Below are 20,673 nucleotides of genomic sequence, written 5' to 3'. Positions count from 1 at the left end.
TCTAATAAAATGTTTACCCCGAAAATAGGCAAATGTGCCTAGATTCGGGGTATTTTATTTGCCTTTTCCTAAGCTAATTTATTGAAAGTTAATCACCTAGAATTTACAGGGATGGCCAATTTAGTCAAAATTGTATTTTCAAACATCCGCTTCAAACCCGGATGTGCATAAATTAGATAATGACTTTGCTGAGCATTTGATTGCGCTCATTTCTAGAGTCGCTTAAAATGCTAAAGTCGAGCTGAGTCCAAAAGTCTATTAGTATTCATCTATAGCATTAACCTTTCGGATCTGCCAACCCAAAAAAACAACCGCTAATAAAAATAAACCGATCAACCCCCAGGTGATTTTTTTTTGTTCAAAAACACTAGGTATAAATGCTATGGAAACGCTAGCTAAAAGAAAACAAAATGCAGTTACCAAACTTATCCATAGCCAGCGAAGACTAGATTTTTTGAGCTTTTGATAAAGTTCATTATCCTTTGTATAAGCTACGCACATATATGATATCAAACTATACGTCCAAAGGGAACCAATTAGAACGAGCATACAAATTATAGCCAAAGGCAATTCAGCTCGGATTTTCTCTGCAATTTTTTTTGGTCGTTCCCTAAGGGTTTTTATGGCCTGATCATATATTTCAATTTTTGCGAGTGAATCTTCTGAGAATGTTTGAAGTTCCACAGGACAGGTCATCAGCTTGAGTTCCTCGGAAGAAAAAAGAAGTCTTTCAGCTTCAGTAACGTAAAAATCTCGGTTAGTGACTAGTTGTAATAATTTTTCAATGCTTTCATCGATCTCTTGTTGAACTGTTGATATCAACAAATTGGAAAAGGACTTAACTTGACTTAAAGAAGTATTTTTAGTAGCCAAATTATTGATTTTCCACGCCAGCTCAATGTGAGCTACATTAGTTCCTTCAATATCTTGGGAACTCAATTTCATTTTATGGATGATTTCTTTACAGGCTATTTCAATCTTTTTAATTTCATCAATTGCTATACTTCTTGATTCAATGGATTTTTTTATCACTAAAGCTTCTTGCGATAGATCACGTGCTGATTGTTTATAGCTTCTCAATTCTTGCAGGTCAGCCTCTAGTTCGTCAGGACTAACGGTGTAGGAAATATCTTTGACTTGCGGTAATTTTTCTCTCAATATCCTTTTTGCTTGCTGATAAACGTTGTTTAAATCAGCATCCATTGAAAGTTGAGAAAGTATCTCTTTTAATTTCGGAAGATTTTCATCTCTATTGTATTGCACAAACCTTCCTAAGTAGTTGGTCATCATCATGAAGTAAGCCCTTATCGCTTGCCCTCCAACATTGATCAGATTCAAAAGGTTGCTATTTAATTGATCCTCCTGTTTTTGAAAAAAAATAAGTGATTCAGAAGATCGCGCGTATGCCTTGAAAATGGGCAGTACTATAGTTGAAAGAATAATATTCATCAAATAGGCAATAATAGAGCTTTGTCCCGACCTACTGATCTGGAACAGATGGTAACTAAGTTTGCTTAATGTGATTTGAAGATCTTCCTCGAAAGCTAATTGAATTTGCACCCGGAGAGCTGCTTGTTTTTCTGCTAAGTTTTGCTCTTGAACATTCAAATCATTTTTTTTCTGGAGAAGATCATTATGTAGGGAAGAAATTTCATTTTCAATTCTTTTTACTTCTTGCCTTAGTTCCCGGACTATATCGCCATGGGAGACCAGCCATTTATAAGAAAGAGGATCCATTGGTTTCGTATTATCCAATCTCCTCATCATATTCATAGAGTTTTGAATTTCTTTTTGGATATCACTAATACTGCCTTTTTTCTCGGCAATCTTTTTATCCAATGGGACAATTTGTTGCTTTATTCCATCAAGTATATTTTTTTTCTGCGCTAAGAATTGTTCTAGAGCAAATTGAGCTTTTCTGCAGTGATCGCTGCCTATATTTCTAATTAATGCGTCTGGATTGGGATTTGCATGCTGCTTGATAAGGTTTTTTAAGAAATTCCAATCCAATATGCCGTGGAACGCTGACTCGAGCGCTGCAAGGAATTGTGAGGGCAGTTTATCTGTCTCAGTAAAAAAAGGAATACTTTGTTCAGCTTGGCCCCGAATTGTTCTTTCAATAGCATTGACGAGATCCAGATATCTTTGGTCTGCTCTTTCACCTTCCCATCCCACCAAAGAAAGATATTGTGTAGTTTCGGTTCCAAATTGGGGCTGTAAGCCTTCATATTCAATATGCACACCCAATATTTCTTTTTCCAATCTTATGCCCCGGACCACCTCGCCTTTAACATATTTAGAATTTGCTGCATTGCTGGACCATAAAAGAAGTATACACTTCGAATTTTCTAAGGACTTCGTGATTGTCTCTATCCAATTATTACCTCCTTCGGTTAGTCTATCCCACCACACCTTATAATTATCGCCGATCAGCTTATCCTTGACACGATTCATTATATCAGCATCCCTTGTAGAATAGCTGATGAAAATATCGTACTCTCCTTGCCCGTTGCCGGGATCGGTGGAATTTTGCATATAGGTTTAGTCAGATTAAAGCCAATAAATTAGGGATTGACGCCGGATACATAGGTAACTTCGGAACATAACTACTATTTACAACCAGTAATTCATCACTAGTGCTCTGTCAATGGTTAAATGACGGGTAAGGTGTCAGCGAATTTTTGTTCAGATCAAGAAGCCCCCGGAGCCTGATAGCCAAAGCTATCAAGGCGAGGAGGCGACGCAGAGTTGTACAAAAAGGCGCCACAGATTACCCGTTAATTTGCTCTTGACAGAGCACTAGGGTTGATTAAAAAAAAATTATCTGATTTACGAAAAAATTGAGCCATCCAAATCCTCAAGTCCTAAGTACCCGACCTCACAAACGCATCAAAAAAAGGTATGTACTTAAGAAAGTCTTTTAAACGTGTAGACTTGCCGAGCCTCAAAGTTGATGCCTTTATGATGATCTCAGCCTTTTGGCAATTAGGACTCCTATTATTAACATCAGGATAAGGCAGCGTTATCGTATATTGCCGTATTAATTTTTTTGTGAAAAGCGTGGAAAAAGGACCACTGATCTGGTACGTAAACCCAAAATGATTATACCCTTTAAAAAAGAATAGATGAATACCAATAAGGTTTATCTTATTTAGAAAACGCCGTAAGCTTTGATTGATATATCGGTATGTATTTCTTAAGTTATATTCGTAAATTACTCGATCGTCAATTCCTTTGCTTTCAAATAATTCAACCTTATTGTCATCACCAACCAGCAAATGCCTGGAAATATGCAGGTACAGCTTTACATCTTCAAGTTGCCGATAGTATACTTTCCTATTTTCTCCTTTGGACAATAAATTCCACTCAGAAGTATCAAATTGTATACCCCAGTCCTCATAATTTAGATGCTTCACACCTGTAGAAGGCCTGGTATTCGTTATATACACCTTTGGAAGAAGACCTATAGTACCCATGGATAATAGCTCATTAAAAGTTGCCTCCAATGTACGATGGAATATACTGGGAACATTTTTTAGAGCCGGAAACTTTTCGTAAAGTTTTAGATCACCAGGGGTTTTAACTTCAATAAGTTTATCCGGCCCTAACTTTTCAAGGAGCATGCTCATTTCAAAAAGACAGTACTTGGATTCACCATATGCTTCACTGGTGAGGCAAATTCCACTTGAAGATCGCTCGATCCCTTTTTGGATCACTTTGGTGAAATCATCCCAACTGGAGTTCATGACATCCCATTCAGAATCGAGAATCTTATATTCGGCAAACCAGACCCGCATACCAACACTCATCATAGCTTCGGCGATCTTTCTGGCGAGATCTACATCTTCACTTTTATAACTGATAAAAACCATTGACCCTTTTTAAAAAAAATTGATTCTCAATTCGCAATAGACCATCATCAGGTCCAAACACGCTTATGGAAGTTTTATAATACTTCCTCCCTTAGTTGTAGGAAATCTTGAAAACTTCAATATAATTCAGACTAATCTTTTATAACTCACCCCTCTTCCAACAACATAGCAGGATCAATATAACTCATATCATAAATATCCTCATTAGATTCGAAAACGAGCTTGTTGCGATTGGGGTGATAACGAACCAATCTCATGAAAACAGCAACATCCGGAGACCAGTCTTTAAGAAAGGCAGCATCCTTGGTGAAAGTGATCTCAAAATTGATCCCAGCCGATAGGTTTTCCGTACTTCCGACCTGAAAACCTTTTACATCGCCTTTTAGTTTCAGCCCGCCGCTGCTTGAAGCCGATTGCATAATTAGCGCTCTTTCGGCTACGGTGATAGAATAAACAATGAAATAGTTTCCCCAGTCCAGTCTTCCCTGATAGGGGCGCAGATCTTCCTTGAGTTGGGTAACATCATTAATAGAATGTTCAGTACATTTGATGGCCTTGAGGAAAGAGGCACCTTCTTTTGAAAAGGTAATATCCAATTCTCCCTTGCCCGGATTGCCGGCATTTACTTCAGGGTTAAAGGTAAAGCTAACGCCCCTTTTACTGGAAAAGTCATAAGGATCCGGAGACTCGTCCTTTATATCGGCGAACTCAATTCCGAAGTTTTTGAGATTGGTTTCCCTTTGGTAATCGCCGATAGGGCGGTTCTTATTATTGGGAAAAATGATCACATCTCCTAATTCGATCTTACGTCCCGGGATATACACCGGGATCCTATCCATTTGCCGGATAATTTCTTTGCAGTACAATTTTGCTAAAGACATTTTTGATAAGTTAGTTGTTGAAAATACCCGGGATATTTATTCTAACTCGAATTTCCGGGTCTAACTATGCAAAAATGCAGCAGTCATCGACGTCTGGAAATATAACAAAGGTTATAGCCGGCAGAAAAACACAAATTGGTATTTTACGCGCCTAAGCTGGACTTTAGGCAAGAAAACATCCTTTTTCTTTATATTGAAGTCAAAGGATTGAACCAGTTAAATATGACCGAACCTAAGCCCACCAGGATCTTCATCAGCTACCGCCGAACAGATACCAATCTGGTAGCGGAGAATATTTATCTTCATCTGCGGGAAGCCTTTGGTAGAGGTACTGTCTTCAAGGATAATGATACCATAAAGCCCGGGGACTATTGGGAAAAAACACTGCTCACCCACCTGGAGCAAGCGACAGTAATATTAGTACTGATCGACCAAAATTTTCAGCTAAAGGCACCCAATGGTTCGGAAGTGGACTGGATACACCGGGAACTGACCTACAGTCTCCAAAGCGAAACCAAAAGGGTGATCCATATTCTGATCGACCGGACGGAAATGCCGGGACCGGAAGCATTCCCGCGTATTGACCGTATTCAAAAACTGCTGAGTGGCCGGCAGGCCTACCGGACGATCCGGTCCGATTCGATGCGGACGGATATGCGAAGCCTGATCGAATATCTTTCGCAGGCAGCAGATATTCCGCGTCTGGCAATAGAAGCGAAAACCATACAGGCGGTCAACCCAAAACGGATCATAAAAGCCAACAGGCTGAATTGGTGGCAGCGACTGCTTTTCCCTTTTCTCCGCGAAACTAAAAAGCACCAGCTTGCACTGGAAACGCTGGACTTATTCGCTCACAATGAGATCACCTATATGTGCACAGAGCTGCAGGACTACCTGAACCTGCAGGTGAAAGACAGCCACGGGAAAATTCAGGACTTTGTGACTTCCTTTCTGACTTTGCTTGACGACCGGAAAAACGACCAGCGGTTTTATTTGCTTTTAGGGGAGACGGGCAGCGGAAAGTCTACTGCCCTGGCCAAACTATTTACCCGCTATGCGACCAAAAAACGCCACTTCGATATTGTGTTTTTTAAATTTCAGCAGGATTTGCAGTCCATATATCAGCTTACTGATCAGAAAAACATCATATTGTTGCTGGACGGTATTGATGACACCGGAGATGCACTCCGGGATCCCGACGGCTTTTTCACCGAAGTGGAAGAGCATACGAAAGGATTCGCGAGAGTAGTGATCAGTTGCCGCACCCAGTTTTTTGTGAATCAGGCGGCGGAACGCTCCCATACATATACCCATCCCGCTAATCCCTACCAGAAGTATTACCTCCAGTTTCTGGATAAAGATACGGTCAGAAGCCAGATCAGTCGCGTTTTTCCTCCCCTCAGTGAAAACGACAATTACCGGCTGGCTTACGCCATTGTTAATCAATCGGGCGATCACTTTACGCGGCCGCTGTTATTACCGTACCTGAAAGATATGGTCGCACAGGCTGACCGCTTCTTGTTCTTGGATCCGGACAGTCTTGATAAACGGGTCGGCGTCACCGCTTTCGAGATCTATGAGATCATTATACGGGAGTGGATCTTCCGGGAAAGGAAGCGGGTAGAGCGAGTGGGTGATACCAGCCGGTCCCACCCTCATGATTACGGCCGGGAACTCTGGCGGACTTCAAAGGCTATCGCCCGGTATGTTTACCTACAGGAAGGGAAAGCCGGCGCACCTTATATTTTTTATGTAGATCTCCGGCGATTGCCGCAACAGTTGGAGCTGAACCTGGACGAGGTCCACCTGCGAACCGACTCCCTGCTACACCGGAATGAAGCGGGCTACTACCGTTTTGCTCACCGTACTTTCAAAGAGTTTTTCTACGCCGTGCTACTTTACGAGGGGCGGATCGCCGAAAGGGATTTTCCGTTTGATCAGTACGAAGAAGCCGCTCGCTTCTACCGGGAAATGTGCGAGATCCGTTATTTCCGGGCGCAGCCACACACGCGACGCAGGCGCTATCGGCCCGGTGAAGCGGCCAACACGCCGCTCGTCCAAAACCTGGGGATTGCGCTGGGCACTTTTGCTTTTCTGGAAAACATCCGCAGTGGGGTAACGATTTTTCAGCTATTTAGGCGCTTCACCAGCGCTATATCCCAGCAAGAACATTATGACGCTTTCGTAGATGCCGCAGAATATCTGGTGAAACAGGAGAAGGTCTCTATTGCCGAAAATAGGATGATCGAAATTTGCGAGACCTATGAGTTGCATACGGCCGAACTATTGACCTACTTTTTCTTCTCCCACGATCCGGTCGATGGCGCTTTTCAGTTCATACATCTCTCCTTTGCTGAATTCTTTTGTCTGGACGAAATGCTTCGGGAAACAGACGCCGTAGAGATGGTCCGTCACTTCCCCTTTGACCAACTGCGGTTCCGGCAGTTGTTCATCAGTGAGATTAAATGGCTTCGCCTGCAAAGTTCCGGCCACAGCTTTAGCCTACGGATGGACGGTGCTCCTTTTACTAATGAGCACTTCCAGGCATGGCAGCAAAAAAAAGAGGCGCAGGGAGCCGTAGCCACTTATTTTGATTATTACTCGGATCAAGTGCAAGCTGACTATGCTGACTACGCCGGCCGTTTGGGGAAAAATACCTGGATAAGTGTCCGTACACAGGAGGCCGGCCTCTTGACGGAAATCCCCTTTGCCGAACGGGTGCGGCATCTGGACCTGGCGCACAACGGGTTCCAGGGACCGATCGACCTGAGGAGCTTTCAACAATTGGAAACTCTGGCAATTTCCGGTAACCCAGGACTGGAGTTGACGGCTTCTTTTTTTCCAGATTCTTTAAAGCAACTGATCTATTCTTCCCACTATGGCGTAATAAAAGGTATAGAGGAGATGAAAACTAGTTTCCCGAAGCTGACCATATCACCTAACGGGAATAAGGCTTATACTTTGTTGACTACTCCTTTCACAGCACCGGAGATGGTCCATGTAGCAGGAGGAAAATTTTGGCGAGGCAGCCACGATGATCCGGATTCGGATGAATTTCCTCGCCATCTCGTGGCCCTGTCAGATTTCAAAATGGGCCGGTATCCTGTGACCAGGCAGGAATTCGCCCGCTTTGTACGTGAAACAGGATATACAACGACTGCTGAGTGCGAAGGCTGGGCGATCGCCGCCGTTTGGATAGCGCATAATAATAAAAGTACCTTATCGCATTTCCCTAAAGCGGGCAGCCACTGGATGCAGGACGCCTACGGCCATCCTATGAGCGGTGATCAGGCTCGTCATCCTGTGATCCAGGTCAGTTGGCACGATGCACAGGCCTATTGCCGCTGGTTGAGTGCAAAAACCGGCAAAAACTATCGCCTGCCTACCGAAGCTGAATGGGAATACGCGGCCATCGGCGGGCAATATTCGGGATGCCGGGATGACCAAGGCCAGGTCCTCTCTTGTTACACTTATGCGGGCAGTGATGACCTTGACAAAGTGGGCTGGTATTTTCATAAATTTGAGGGAAGGGCGAACTCGCTTTACCGTCCACAGCAAGTTGGTGGCCTCCAACCCAATCAATTGGGGATCTTTGATCTCAGCGGTAATGTTTGGGAATGGTGCCGGGATTGGTATGCAAAGGATTACTATCGTCGATTTGAAAATCAAGTAGCCGCCAATCCGCAAGGAGCGGAATCGGGAGACGGCCGTGTGTTGCGCGGCGGCTCCTGGGACTATTTCGAGGACTATTGCCAGGTGTCGATTCGCAACAGGATCAATCCTAACGTTAGGGACTATAGGAACGGTTTCCGTTTAGCCCAGGACTCCTTGTAACCCTTTGGTACTTTTACTCTTTTACCCTTTTTCATTGAAATAAGGCCGAAGGCCTTCGATTTTATTTGCGCTTGTCTTTTAATGGAAAACATATCAATTATCTTAGCAATAGTGGAGGAAGTGCGAAAACGGTCGTGTTTTGCGCGGCGTCTCCTGGAATAATAACGAAGACAATTGCCGGGTGTCGATTCGCAACAGGAAGATAACGACTGTTACCGCCTTGCCCAGATAAGAAAATGTTGAATTACTTTTGCCCACCTGATGTTAATTTACTTCCTTCCAGCAAATGCAGAATTTTTCCTTCCAGTTCCTCCCTGGATCGCACTTTATAATGAAGTAGGTCTCTCGCTTTAGGAGGAACCATACGGGTATCATCTACACAAATAATCCACATAGGGACCTTTTTTTGCTCTAATCTGTCTAAGGCTAAGTTCAACTCGTCAAAACACCAGGGGCTACAGGCGTACTCCTTACACCATATGGCTATAAAGATGTTGGATCGGAAAATGTTCTCTTTGATGGAATTGGGGATGTCTGTTCCCGGTTTGAATTCTTTTTCATCCCTTAAAACGATATGATTTCTTCTTCGCAAAGCATTTCAATATAGTCCGCTTCGGACGGCCTATCCCGAGGGTAACTAATAAAAAAGATGGGATCTTGTTGGTACTTTTTTAAATGTTCAAGTTTTTTAAGGTTGGTAAAACCGGTAACAATGGCCGCAATTTGCTCGAATTTTGTTCCTTGTTCTATAATTTTAAACTGATCATTGCCCAGTTGATCAATCAATTCATATTTGTTTCTATCCAGGAAAGATGAAGCCGCTCCTCCAAAACTGGACAAAGGAATTATCGGCTTACCTTGCGCTTCGGCTATTCGTAATAATAAATTAGAAGAGCCATCGATATTGCCGCCAATTGTAAAAATAATTGAGGCGTTATTTAACGCTTGTATCTGACAGAATAACCACGCATTTTTCCATCCTTCTTGTGTAACCTTTTCGGGTGATGGATGACGAAATTTTCTGATCCTAATGCAGTTATGATCTATAGCACTGCCTAAAAGCTCATTCCAATTCGATTCTACATTTTCATGTTGAGGATAGTGCAATTCAATATTGGCCTGCTGATTTCTTGAACTGGAAAAGCCTAAAATGAGTTCTTTATCAGCCGATCCGTCAAAAGGGCTACACAATAAAACGTCGATGGTTTTTTCTGATAAACTAAGTCCTATCTCTCTACAAACCTTCGAAAATTGAGGGAATGCTGATGCTTTTTTATCAATACTTCCAATAATGAAGATTCTCATGACGAAAAATAAGTAGTTGAGGAAATCTATAAGAGGCCGATTATGTGCAAGATAAAAATTATCTTATTTTTCATATATTCACAATTAATTCTTTTTGAATTTATCAATAAAACCATGATCAAGGTTTTCCTTTCCCATAACTCCAGCGATAAACCCTTAGTTACTGATTTAGCTGAACGCTTAAAATTGGAAGAAAATATTGAGCCTTGGTTTGATAAGTGGAATCTGATTCCTGGTGATCCATGGCAGGAAGAAATAGAGCAGGCCTTGGATCAATGCCAGGTGTTATTAATGCTAATAGGTGAAGGAGAACTTGGCCCTTGGCAACATGAAGAGATGCGAATTGCCATTACAAGACGAGTAAATAACAAAGAAAAAAGCTATCGTGTAGTACCAGTTTTTCTTCCTGGAACTTTGGCCAAAGCTCACGAAGATCTTCCTCCTTTTTTGTCTCGCTATGCTTCGGTTAGGTTTCAAAAAACATTTGCTGAAGAAAATAACTACCACTATCTATTGTGTGGTATTAAAGGTAAAAAACCGGGACCAAGCTCTAAAATTAAACCAATCAAGAGTATCGGCCGGCCGATCAATGTCAACCAAAGAGTCAAATTAATAAGATTAACAAAGCGTATAACGGAGGTTTTCTCCCATATTTATATCTATCCAGACGAATGCAATAAATGTTTGAGCTGGCTCGGTGATATTCAGGCTCACTATAGCGAAGCTTTGGATGATGATTGGCCGGCGTTATTTCGCGCCAAAAGCCTTATTGATGACATTCAATCTAAAATAATGGCTTACCGGTTGATCTGTCAGGCTGAAAAGGAAATTACCGAAAATAGTAGAAAAGAAATTCTTGAATTATTGGAAAGTTTGAAAAAGATGCTAGAATAAGGATCGCTTTCCTTTTGTAAATAAGAGAGGACAAAAGACAGCAGTGGCAAAGCCCTCAAAGAAAAGTTATCTGGAGGCGAAAGCAAAGCAATTTAATATAACTCGGAATGAAATTGTCAATTCGGAGCATGCTATTACTATCTATAAAAAAACACTTGAAGCCATTGCGGATGTACTGAGTGATCCAAATTACAATTTAGCGGAACATCAGCCTGAGTTTTTGGAAGTTATTCGCAGCGATATCGCTCAAATAAGCCAATATTTGAGAAAATATCGCGGTACAGATCCTTCTAGAGCAGATATTAATGTTGTGAAAGGATATTTGGATAGTGCCATTAGCCAGATCAGTGTTGTCGCCAAGCGCTTTAAGAATAAGTCCATCGGACCAGAGGAAGAATTGAAGTGTGTCAAGATGTTACAGGCATGCGGTGGAAATTTAGACATCGCGGTTCATTATTTTGGTGGTTTCCTTTTGCTATTCACTTTATTTTAAATATTTTTGTTTTTACAAAACAAATTGTTTATGTTTTTTTCAACTCAATTATCCGTCGCTTTCAATAGAAGCCATGAACTCAAACAACTTCTTTATGAAGTAGGCAATCCTGGTGACCTTTTGATTGATACTGTATACAGCTTTAATCATCTTCAATCAATTTATCCTAAAGACTGCAAACAGTGTATTGCAGAAATGAATACGCTTAGAAAAAAATTATGTAGCATTAGGTACCTAGTTGAATCTACCCAGCACAACTCTGGAAAAGGCTTATCAAATCCTTATAAAGTACTAATGTTACTATATAAAATCGACGGAATATGTGATGAACTAGTCTTACTTTTTTCACAATTATACCCCATTTGCCTTAGTGATAAAAGGGAAAGATTCGAGCTGCTGGAAACTATCGTGAATAAGCTCAAAGAGCTGAATAAAGAAAGAACACGCTTTAGATATTAGGTGCGTAAGCTAGATCCGGGCATCCCCAAATCCGACACATCCTGGTACCAATGGGTTACAAAGAGTCCTGGGCTAAACGGAAACCGTTGACGTCTTTCCTGAGAACAGGATTGTTCCTATTGCGAACCGGCACCCGGCAATTGACTCCGAAATAGTCCCAGGAGCCGCCGCGCAACACACGACCCTTTCCTCTCCCAGCGCCGGAAAAATCTTTCGGTAATTTTTCCGGGAAGCTTTCATACCAATCCCAGCACCATTCCCAAGTATTACCGCTCATATCAAATAGTCCCAACTCATTCGGTTTTTTCCGGCCGGTCGGATGAGTTTTGCCATCAGTGTTTTGATTATACCATCCGACTTCGTCCAATTGATCGCTGCCTGCGTATCGAAAGCCTTTATTTTCTAAGCCGCCGCGAGCGGTAAACTCCCATTCTATTTCGGTGGGCAGCCGGTAACCGGTAGTGTTTTCCACTCGCTCTACGAACCACTTCCTATCATCTTCTTTACGAGTATTGTTCGGATCTTTGACGGATTTGTCAATATGATAGGCTTTGGGTAGTCCCTGGCAATCGCTCAGCCAGTTGCAGTATTCCACTGCATCGTACCAACTGACCTTTACTACTGGATGATCACCATGAATACCCCAATTAGGATACTGTTGCTCTAACTCACTCCGCCGGTCGTTAGCATACATGAACAAACCATATTTCCACCAAGTGACCGCTACATTAGCCAGACGGAAGTTGCTCACTTCGGCGAGTCGACTCACCTCATCTACGCCGATTTTTAATTTTCCACCCGCTATGGGCACCATCACCGTATCCCGGGGCGCAAAGTAGCGCTTTTGCAAATCGGCATAACCATTGCCGTCCACTCTTTGCAGCCACTGGCGTACTTGCTTTTTATCGAAAGGAAAAACCAGGCCGCCGCCTTCTGCCTGTAGGGATTCCGAAAGCAACCGGCTATCCAGCCATTTTTTGATTAGGCCTCCAGCGAATGCCCCTTCCTCAAAGTTAGTTTCTACCCAGAAAAATACCAGTTCCTGTAAGAAGGGGAGTAACTCCTGCCGACGGATGCCGAGATCGAGCAATTGTTCCAGGGTAGTATTCGCTTCGAGGTATTGTAGTTGGTAAATTTGCTGCCGGAGTTTTTCTTTTAATTCGTCGAAATAGCCCACCGTAGTTTCGTGCAGTTTGGCCTCCGTCAGCGTGTGGTACCGTTCGCGGATCACCCTGGCCAGCACATCGTGTGAAAGTCTCGTAGCCCGGTGTCCGTCCAGGGTGATCTCGGTGAGTAGGTATTGTTTTTTGAACTCCCGGTGTAGATCCTTAAATACCGCTTCCTGTTCAAACGCCTCTTGCCGGAAGAGTTCATCGTCCAGCCGGATTGCTGAAGCTGGTTCGTCCTGCACATATTCATCCAGAAGTTGCAGCAGCATCTGATCGTCCGCGTGGCCTTCCGGGATCACGGTCCGGATCTTTTTAATGAAGTGAGCCAGCAGTCCGTCCTGTTGGTCGATGATATTTTCCAGAGCATGACGGGTGATCACTACCGTGCCGTCTGGCTGTCGGGAGCGCTCCCAGAGTAGTTCCATATTTACCTGTAGCAGGGGAGCGATGTGGTAATTATCCCAGCCCTTCAACAGGCGTTGAGCAATGGCTTGCGGCAAGGTGACCGGGCTGAACGCTAGCTGATATTTTTTGGCCAACACAGGATCGACACTAATACCACCGATGGCTTCCGTTGCTCCCACCAAATCCAGTTGATGCAAAGTGTTGTCGTCATCATAAGGCAGGCGTTCATCGTCCAGGGCCTTGGTAATGCGCACCATCTGTTCACTGCGAAAACCCAGGATAAATCTATAGTCAGGATATAGTAAGATAGCCTTTCGCAAGGCACCGGCCAGATCCTCCAATTCAGTAGGCAGGCCTTTGATACGGTCGGTAATGGCCTCTTCCATCTGGTCGAGTATCAGCAATTTGTCAGCATGGGGCTGCTCCAGCGCATCCGCCAGCAACTGCTGAAATACGCCGGATAAGCCGTGAATAGGGTCTTCTTCCCGGCGTCGATAACTCACATACCACCCCTGTGCCTGTACTCTCGGGATCAATCCAGCCTGCAGCAGGGAAGATTTGCCGGTACCGGAATAGCCATCCAAGAGGAAAATACGGTGCCCCTTTTTTCGCACGACTTTAAAGCAAAGGTGGTAGATCTCCCGACTACGTCCGAAAAAAAGGCGGGCATCGTCAAGGTGAAAGGGTCGCAGCCCCACAAAGGGTGATTCGGCGGCGGGTAGTAACTGCGCCAGATCGGGCGGCAGGGGGAATTCCTCGGCAAGTGGTGCCGGAAAGAGGCCGCTATCGGATTCTTCTGCCTGTTGTTCGAGCCCGGCCTTTTTGGCTACCTGCTCGAAGAACTTTTCAAAAGCCCCCACGTTTGGATTTCCTCTAAAGTCGAGCGGAATGCCGTTGTTAAAGGTGTCAAAAAGTTTGGCTATTGATTCCGGAAGGAATGCTTTCTCCGGCTGCTTCGCGCCGTTGATCAGTACCGGAATAATAGTAATGCCATTTTTCAGGGCGGTCTCGATCTCGTGCCGGACGTGGCAATTTGGATCATACCGAAGCTTACTTTGTACAACCAATTCACCGGCATACGAAATCCAATCCTCAGGGATCAGACTAATCATCACTCGCGCATTTCTCACACAATTTTTAATCTCTGTGCGCCACCGATCACCGGCCTCCAGGGTCTCTTCGTCGATGAATACCTGCCCCGGGAAGCGAAATTGCAGCATGAGATACAACAAACGGGCCTCCAGGGTGGAAAGGGCCCGACGGTAGTTGAGGAAGATGGCGGGGTTGGGGTGCTTCATGGTTGCGGTTTACCTGCGTGATTGCTTAGCTTGTAAAAATATTAAAATGATTAAGAATCACTGGAAGCAAACCTAAATATTACTCATTTCCCAAAAGAGAGAGGATAGTGTTCATCCATGAACGCCACGACGTCTTCAGCTAAAGAATAAACCCTCAAGGCATTCCTTTTAGAAAATGGTTTAATATCATCCGGCAAAATGTCATTTGGGGGTATTGGCGTATCTCCGATGAGCACCGGTACTATCCGTGCCCCGGTTTTCAAGCTTTCTCGAATCTCTATCCGGATCGGATCGTCGGGCTTAGACAGCCGTTTAGCAGCTATTTCCTGCCATTTGTCCCCGATAACGAAGAATATCAAGTCCGTTCGCGTCAAATAATCCTTAATTTTTTCCTCAAAATCTTCGCCCTTCTCAATGCTATCGGTATCCCAGAAGACGTTTTTGCACGCTAACTTGTTTCTCAAAAGATCCCTCAACTCATCCACAAATTCCGGCTGATCTTTTCGACGGTAGGAAATGAAAATTCCCAGGTTCTGCCGCTCTTCCAATTTAATTTTTTCGCCATAACTTTTTACCTCAGTCTTATTAAAAATCGAGCTGATGATCAACACTAATACCAGAATGGCAAGAAAACCAAGGATCAAATAATTCTGAATGTCCATAGTATTGGTGATTATGCTGCTCCGTAAATCTTTTTTGCCAGGTTGCCATACACATAAGCAGTAGTCGCATACACCGCTGGGAAGATAATGACCACCACGATGCCGTAACCAATGACCGGGATGGATGCACCAATTAAAACGGCTAGGTTGAGTAAAATCAGGTCTACAGCGGTCGCATAAAAACAAGCTGGAATAAAGAACCGAGCGTATTTCTGGGCAAATTTAAGGTTTTGCAATATTTGGAATAAATATCGGACTTTTCCTTCTACTGCGTACCGGATCATTCCGGCCCGATAAATGGGCCAGTAAATAAAATAATAAACAGTAGTGCCCAGGACGATGGTCAGCAAATTTTGTTTATTATCTGCCATTATTTCTGTAAATGTAGTTTGGGTTAGTCCGAATAAAGATTTGCCTCCCCATATCAAGATTTCAACGAAACTTATCAGCATCTCATATCCCATCAGCAAAAAGAAAATAATTATGGGAGACCAAAACAGCCAGTGCACGAGCCAGAGGATTGCGCCTTTCAGGAAAAACATCGGCGCGTTAACGATGGGAGAAAAAAGTTCCATGGCAACCTTCTTTTGCTTACTTGACTTGGCATCAAATAGCTGAGGTGCTCTCACCACTTTTTCTACTACTTTAATTCGCCATCCACGTAGAAAAATAAAGTTAACAAATGGAATTATGGACAGGATGACGAGCACAATCCATTGCCATAATCTTAGAACCCATTTAACGGGTTCTTTAGGAGCAGTACTTTTATTCTTAGACATAACTAGGTTTAAATATTATATTTTTATTTAAACTGTTAAAATTGATTAATACTTGGAATATCATAATTCTAATCAGTTTTATTCAAATGTTGAGAGCTTTATTACTATCATTCCAAATGACAATACCTTAAAAAGTACCTTATTGCCATTTTATCCCTGAATCATTGTTCCTAAATGATGGATAGGAATTATTCGGAATTCCTTTATCCCAATTACAAAATGCCTCATGAATCCAGAAAAAAACAAAGAAGAGCGCGCTTTCGGCATTAGATATGCCAGATTAAAATATAACGGGGGTCCAGGGAAGGATATATGATCTTCCACTGCATAGTTCGCCATTCCGTTGTTAGATGAGGTATAACAAAAGTTATAGCGGGAGGAATATTTTTTTTAATAAATTGCTACATCATTTAAATCAATACCTTTTCTATGCCCCAACATCGCGTACAAATCCCTCTTGCGGTCCATATTTTCTGGCAGGATGCCGGCAACGACAATGCGAAAGATCTGAGAAAATATGCCAATCACCTCTACGATTTCCTGAACCGCAATACGGCCGATCCGCTTGATCGATACCTGGAGATCCCTGTCTTTCTATTGCCCAACCCTCCAGAGCATCTTGATGAGCTTCAACTCGAACAGTGCCAATATTCGCTCAACATCTTTTTGATCGATGATGCAATGGTGTTGGATCAGGGAGGGATATGGGGGGGCTTTTTTGAAAAATTAGCGGAAAAAGTTGATTCTCTCGGTCCCTACCATAAAATATATCCAGTAGCACTAACGGACAGTTTTGTGCACTTCCATCCGCAGCTGGCGAGTTTGCATGCTGTTCGATTATATACAGAAAAAACCAATCGACGGAATCGATTTTTGTATGCTTCTGTAGCCAATTTTTTGTCCAGATTACTGTATATGGCTTCTTCTGGTAGGATAGAGGCCGATCAAAATGCTCCGCCCCTTCCCATTCAACTGTTTATTAGTCATGCAAAGCTCGATGGAGAGGTACTCGCTAAAAGATTCAAGGACCACTTAGTCACTATTTTCGATATCGGAGCTTTCTTCGACGATATCCACATGATACCCGCCTGGTCTTTTTCCGATCAAATTGAGCAACGTATTCAGAAGTCGGTATTGCTGGTGATCCATACGGATAGTTACTCGTCCAGGGAGTGGTGCAGAAGGGAGTTCTTGATGGCTAAAAAATTCAATCGCCCCATTCTGGTCGTAAATCGCTTTGAGTTAGGGGAACTCCGGAGTTTCCCTTATATCGGTAACGTACCTCACATTCACTACAATCGAAATGACATTGACGAAGAGGGGGAATATACCTACCTCCTGGATTATATATTGATAGCGACGCTAAGGGAAACGCTCCGCTTTAAATACAATGAAATTCGCATGGATGTTTTGGCGGAAACTTTTGGTGTGAATGTGGAGAAAGTGATTGCCTACCCTCCGGAGCTGGTTACGCTGCTGCATTCGGGCTCAAAAAATAACCTACGGGTTGTGCTTTATCCGGATCCTCCCCTGGGGGCTGAGGAAATGGAATTACTGGAGTTGCTTCAACCTCAAACCACTTTTCTGACCCCAGCATTATTGGCTTTGGTGTCCGATGAAGGCAAAACCATGAAATACCTCGAAAATCTAAAAGTAGGTATTTCACTCTCCAATCCCATCTTGTCTCCTATTTCAGAATTTCAAAATCGTGGCATCCAGGATTTGATGGTGGATATCACCAAATATCTACTCGTAAGTGGAGCCTCATTAGTTTACTCGGGAGACCTGAAATATAAAGAGAAGAATGAAAAAAAGAGCAGTTTCAACTATACGGAATTATTGATTGATCTTGCCGCTACTTATCAAAAACAGTTCAATCTTCCTGCGGGAGGTCGGACTTTGCCAAAACCCCTGCAGGCCCATCCTTTTTTCCCGGGTTTCGATGATGTCGATATCAAAACCAGGGCTTCTTTAAAGGATCTGGTAGACTTCGTCGATGTTTCCATTCCTCAAATACCTGGTCTGGACGAAGATCAGCGGGAAGAGATCAGAACCTTCAAGACTTTTTACCATAAAATGGTCTGGGCGGAATCACTGTATCTCATGCGAAAAGAAGTAGAAAAAGAGGAAGCCGCCCGGGTCTTTTTAGGAGGTAAATGGATCAATTTCAGAGGACGAATGCCGGGTGTATTGGAAGAATTCCTTATTTCTATGGAGCAAAAACAACCCATATTTTTAGTAGGCGGATATGGTGGGGTGACCGCTGGAATCGCAGCGGCATTGCAGGGTAAAGACCTCGATGAATTAACCTTGCCTTTTTACGAACGGGAGTATCCGGAATATGTCCAATTCCTGGAGGAGTATAATCCCATGTATCCAGAGCGGGCAGTTGATTTTCCAGCCATCTTGAAATGGTTACACGAAAAGGGTAGGGGAGGTGATGATTTTGGCTTGAACAATGGCCTCACTCGCGAAGAAAATCTCATTTTATTTCACTCTCGATTTGCAATCGAGATCGTTAGTTTGATTTTAAAAGGCCTAAAAAAAATTAAGTCGGTATGAGAGATTTATTAAAACTACTGGATAAGGCGGAAAGTGATTTTGCTACTGATCAGGAGCAATTTAAACAAAAAGCAGAACAGATCAAAAAGGTAACTTCTCCGCAAGAGCTGGCCGATTTGACTGGCTCTGATGCCTTGAGAAGTAAAATTGCGGAGCTGAATGGAGATCCAATCGATCTGGAAAGAATCTTGGGGAAGAATAATTTAATGGATGTATATTATTTCCGAAAAGGATTGGAAGTTGCTAGAACCGTCTGTCGGCTCGTCTATTGGCCCAGCTTTCAGTCAGAAAAACAAGCATCCGGTACCGGATTTTTGATCGGGCCTGGTTTGCTGATGACCAATAACCATGTGATCCCCAATGTGATCCGGGCTCAAAATCTATATGCCGAGTTTGAATACGAAAAACTGGATGGAATCAACATCAATACGCAAACTCCGGTATTTAAGTTAGACCCGGAATCGTTTTTTATTACTTCGAAAGCGCTGGACTACGCCATTATTGCCGTTGAACCTACCGCCTGCAACCATCCGGATTGCCAACTGGAAGCATACGGCTGGAATTCATTGCGCCCGGCTAAGGATAAAATATTTGATGGGCAGTTCCTCACCATTATCCAGCATCCGCTCGGACAGCAGAAAATGATCGCTTTCCGTGAGAATCAACTCATAGAAGCACAAGGTAATTTTTTGCATTATACGACGGATACGGACCGGGGCTCCTCCGGTTCGCTGGTAGCCAACGACGATTGGGAGATCATTGGATTGCATCGCTCTGGGGTTCCTGAGAAAAATGATAAGGGAGAGATTCTGCTGACTAAAGGGGGGATTTGGCAAAGCAGCCAGGATAATGCTTTTATTAAGTGGATCGCTAATCAGGGGGTGTTCGTGGATTGTATTTTGGAAGATGTGGCGGGACGGGAGGTGCCTGTGAGACAGGAGTTAATTAAAGGCCAACTATTGAATGCTAAATAACGAATATATTATATTAAGCTATTACTGATGTTGTTGAGATCAGGAGCTTATTTCATTTCATTCCTTTTTAAGCTTTCTTCTTGATCCGATTGATCGGCCCAAAGGGTCACGCTGCTGAAAAGGGGCAGGAGTATTGGTGTAGATCTGGCAATGGCCAAATCAAACCATTGCCTTTGTGATTCTACACCAAGGTGCTTTCGGACTTCTTCAAAAGTAACTTCAACGGTCCACCTTTGAATGAAGAAACGGACTATTTCAAGGGCATCTATTTCCAAGTCGGTACAAAGCAAAGCTACCGTATTAAATTGGCCTTGGGGATCTCGGATGAGTACCCATCGGTTGGGTACCGGAGGCATCCGGCTTTTATACCTGATGGAAATGCCGCTGAGTAATTCCACCTTTTCGTTCTTCTGGCCGTACCATTGATCAATAGTGGTGGTTTGCCATTTGGACTTCGGATCTTCCAAGTGTTGTTGTAAAGTCGGTTGACGCGCACCAATAATTCGAGGTCGCCCCGTTGACCTTTCGATCTGGATGGAGGAAAATTGAACAATCGAGCATCCAGTCGCAAGCGAGTGATCATGCACACTTTGGAACGTACTGCATCCAAGAGCTCATAGCAGCAATAAGAGGAATCAGCCACCATGATGATCTTATATTTAGGCAACCATCGATGCAGTTGTAATATCATTTACCGGGCCCAGTCCGTTGATTTCTTGTGGGCTCGAGCTTTTGTTTTCGTAGAATCTTTCCGAAGGGGCTAATACCGTTAAAAAGGGCAGTGCAAAGATTCGATCAGCCCAGGAAATGGGACTTAAAAGCATCAGGCACATCCCGAGTAGTCCACTACACTTGACAAAATGGCTCCTACTAGAGCGTACACTATCGCGGTAAATCCCTCGGGCTGGAATCTTACGACCCCATCTTCGCTCAAGGGTCTCATCAATACCAAAAACCAAGGTCTTCTTGTGCTCTTCCCAAATCGCGCAACCAAAAATAAGTAGAGAGTTATTTCAAAATTATCTAACTTTCAAAAAACTTATCAGATGCGTAAGAGTGATTTTACCGAATCTCAACGACTGGCGA

Annotated in this window: 14 protein-coding genes; 5 read left to right on the top strand and 9 right to left on the bottom strand. The window is 43.3% G+C overall.

Annotated elements, in window-relative coordinates; translation table 11 throughout:
- Positions 1 to 258: 258 nt before the first annotated feature.
- The 3 genes from CRP01_RS40865 to CRP01_RS40855 all read right to left on the bottom strand — a co-directional run bounded on the left by CRP01_RS40865 (position 259) and on the right by CRP01_RS40855 (position 4,711).
- The gene (locus tag CRP01_RS40865) at positions 259 to 2,535 is read right to left on the bottom strand and encodes a toll/interleukin-1 receptor domain-containing protein (RefSeq protein WP_099155894.1); all 2,277 of its coding nucleotides are present in this window, start codon (positions 2,533 to 2,535) and stop codon (positions 259 to 261) included.
- Positions 2,536 to 2,864: 329 nt separating this feature from the next.
- Positions 2,865 to 3,872 carry a toll/interleukin-1 receptor domain-containing protein gene (locus CRP01_RS40860; RefSeq protein ID WP_099155893.1) on the bottom strand — a complete coding sequence of 336 codons (1,008 nt, stop codon included), beginning with the start codon at positions 3,870 to 3,872 and terminating at the stop codon, positions 2,865 to 2,867.
- Positions 3,873 to 4,018: 146 nt separating this feature from the next.
- Complete coding sequence (locus tag CRP01_RS40855) at positions 4,019 to 4,711, bottom strand: hypothetical protein (protein WP_143473763.1); 693 nt, start codon at positions 4,709 to 4,711, stop codon at positions 4,019 to 4,021.
- A gap of 264 nt (positions 4,712 to 4,975) precedes the next feature.
- Here CRP01_RS40855 and CRP01_RS40850 point away from each other — a divergent pair, with 264 nt between their 5' ends.
- A complete protein-coding gene (locus CRP01_RS40850; protein WP_143473762.1) occupies positions 4,976 to 8,587 on the top strand; it encodes an SUMF1/EgtB/PvdO family nonheme iron enzyme in 3,612 nt (1,203 codons plus the stop codon).
- 244 nt (positions 8,588 to 8,831) lie between these two features.
- Here the strand turns inward: CRP01_RS40850 and CRP01_RS43590 are convergent, their stop codons facing one another.
- Positions 8,832 to 9,179: a toll/interleukin-1 receptor domain-containing protein gene (locus tag CRP01_RS43590; protein ID WP_099155890.1), complete on the bottom strand. Its 348-nt coding sequence runs from the start codon at positions 9,177 to 9,179 to the stop codon at positions 8,832 to 8,834.
- Positions 9,152 to 9,892, bottom strand: coding sequence for a hypothetical protein (locus CRP01_RS40840; RefSeq protein WP_099155889.1), 741 nt, complete (start codon positions 9,890 to 9,892; stop codon positions 9,152 to 9,154). Before CRP01_RS40840 ends, CRP01_RS43590 begins: the two co-directional genes overlap by 28 nt.
- A gap of 114 nt (positions 9,893 to 10,006) precedes the next feature.
- Here CRP01_RS40840 and CRP01_RS40835 point away from each other — a divergent pair, with 114 nt between their 5' ends.
- Together CRP01_RS40835 and CRP01_RS40830 are read left to right on the top strand one after the other, a co-directional pair.
- Positions 10,007 to 10,786 carry a toll/interleukin-1 receptor domain-containing protein gene (locus tag CRP01_RS40835; RefSeq protein WP_170110758.1) on the top strand — a complete coding sequence of 260 codons (780 nt, stop codon included), beginning with the start codon at positions 10,007 to 10,009 and terminating at the stop codon, positions 10,784 to 10,786.
- Between the two features lie 43 nt (positions 10,787 to 10,829).
- The gene (locus CRP01_RS40830) at positions 10,830 to 11,279 is read left to right on the top strand and encodes a hypothetical protein (protein WP_099155887.1); all 450 of its coding nucleotides are present in this window, start codon (positions 10,830 to 10,832) and stop codon (positions 11,277 to 11,279) included.
- Positions 11,280 to 11,793: 514 nt separating this feature from the next.
- On the opposite strand, the gene CRP01_RS40820 is transcribed toward CRP01_RS40830, so the two are convergent.
- The 3 genes from CRP01_RS40820 to CRP01_RS40810 all read right to left on the bottom strand — a co-directional run bounded on the left by CRP01_RS40820 (position 11,794) and on the right by CRP01_RS40810 (position 16,051).
- Positions 11,794 to 14,610: an SUMF1/EgtB/PvdO family nonheme iron enzyme gene (locus tag CRP01_RS40820; protein WP_099155885.1), complete on the bottom strand. Its 2,817-nt coding sequence runs from the start codon at positions 14,608 to 14,610 to the stop codon at positions 11,794 to 11,796.
- Positions 14,611 to 14,693: 83 nt separating this feature from the next.
- Positions 14,694 to 15,272 (bottom strand): toll/interleukin-1 receptor domain-containing protein, encoded by a 579-nt coding sequence (locus tag CRP01_RS40815; RefSeq protein WP_099155884.1) that lies wholly within the window; start codon positions 15,270 to 15,272, stop codon positions 14,694 to 14,696.
- Between the two features lie 11 nt (positions 15,273 to 15,283).
- Complete coding sequence (locus CRP01_RS40810; protein WP_099155883.1) at positions 15,284 to 16,051, bottom strand: hypothetical protein; 768 nt, start codon at positions 16,049 to 16,051, stop codon at positions 15,284 to 15,286.
- Between the two features lie 429 nt (positions 16,052 to 16,480).
- Here CRP01_RS40810 and CRP01_RS40805 point away from each other — a divergent pair, with 429 nt between their 5' ends.
- Both CRP01_RS40805 and CRP01_RS40800 read left to right on the top strand, forming a co-directional pair.
- The gene (locus CRP01_RS40805; RefSeq protein ID WP_099155882.1) at positions 16,481 to 18,613 is read left to right on the top strand and encodes a TIR domain-containing protein; all 2,133 of its coding nucleotides are present in this window, start codon (positions 16,481 to 16,483) and stop codon (positions 18,611 to 18,613) included.
- Entirely contained in the window at positions 18,610 to 19,587 is a 978-nt protein-coding gene (locus CRP01_RS40800) for a trypsin-like serine peptidase (protein ID WP_099155881.1), read from the top strand. The genes CRP01_RS40805 and CRP01_RS40800 overlap by 4 nt, the downstream gene beginning before the upstream one ends.
- Positions 19,588 to 19,634: 47 nt before the next feature.
- On the opposite strand, the gene CRP01_RS40795 is transcribed toward CRP01_RS40800, so the two are convergent.
- Positions 19,635 to 20,174 (bottom strand): hypothetical protein, encoded by a 540-nt coding sequence (locus tag CRP01_RS40795; RefSeq protein ID WP_170110757.1) that lies wholly within the window; start codon positions 20,172 to 20,174, stop codon positions 19,635 to 19,637.
- Positions 20,175 to 20,673 lie beyond the last annotated feature (499 nt).

The organism is Flavilitoribacter nigricans DSM 23189 = NBRC 102662, from assembly GCF_002646595.1.
Lineage (GTDB): Bacteria > Bacteroidota > Bacteroidia > Chitinophagales > Saprospiraceae > Flavilitoribacter > Flavilitoribacter nigricans.
This window is presented reverse-complemented; position numbering and strand designations above follow the sequence as displayed.

What these genes read in the sequence shown, in the direction of transcription:
- CRP01_RS40860 (WP_099155893.1), bottom strand. Translation starts at nt 3,872, where the DNA reads ATGGTTTTTATCAGTTATAAAAGTGAAGATGTAGATCTCGCCAGAAAG.
- CRP01_RS40850 (WP_143473762.1), top strand. Translation starts at nt 4,976, where the DNA reads ATGACCGAACCTAAGCCCACCAGGATCTTCATCAGCTACCGCCGAACA.
- CRP01_RS40820 (WP_099155885.1), bottom strand. Translation starts at nt 14,610, where the DNA reads ATGAAGCACCCCAACCCCGCCATCTTCCTCAACTACCGTCGGGCCCTT.
- CRP01_RS40810 (WP_099155883.1), bottom strand. Translation starts at nt 16,051, where the DNA reads ATGTCTAAGAATAAAAGTACTGCTCCTAAAGAACCCGTTAAATGGGTT.
- CRP01_RS40865 (WP_099155894.1), bottom strand. Translation starts at nt 2,535, where the DNA reads ATGCAAAATTCCACCGATCCCGGCAACGGGCAAGGAGAGTACGATATT.
- CRP01_RS40840 (WP_099155889.1), bottom strand. Translation starts at nt 9,892, where the DNA reads ATGAGAATCTTCATTATTGGAAGTATTGATAAAAAAGCATCAGCATTC.
- CRP01_RS40800 (WP_099155881.1), top strand. Translation starts at nt 18,610, where the DNA reads ATGAGAGATTTATTAAAACTACTGGATAAGGCGGAAAGTGATTTTGCT.
- CRP01_RS40855 (WP_143473763.1), bottom strand. Translation starts at nt 4,711, where the DNA reads ATGGATAGGATCCCGGTGTATATCCCGGGACGTAAGATCGAATTAGGA.
- CRP01_RS40815 (WP_099155884.1), bottom strand. Translation starts at nt 15,272, where the DNA reads ATGGACATTCAGAATTATTTGATCCTTGGTTTTCTTGCCATTCTGGTA.
- CRP01_RS40835 (WP_170110758.1), top strand. Translation starts at nt 10,007, where the DNA reads ATGATCAAGGTTTTCCTTTCCCATAACTCCAGCGATAAACCCTTAGTT.
- CRP01_RS40805 (WP_099155882.1), top strand. Translation starts at nt 16,481, where the DNA reads ATGCCCCAACATCGCGTACAAATCCCTCTTGCGGTCCATATTTTCTGG.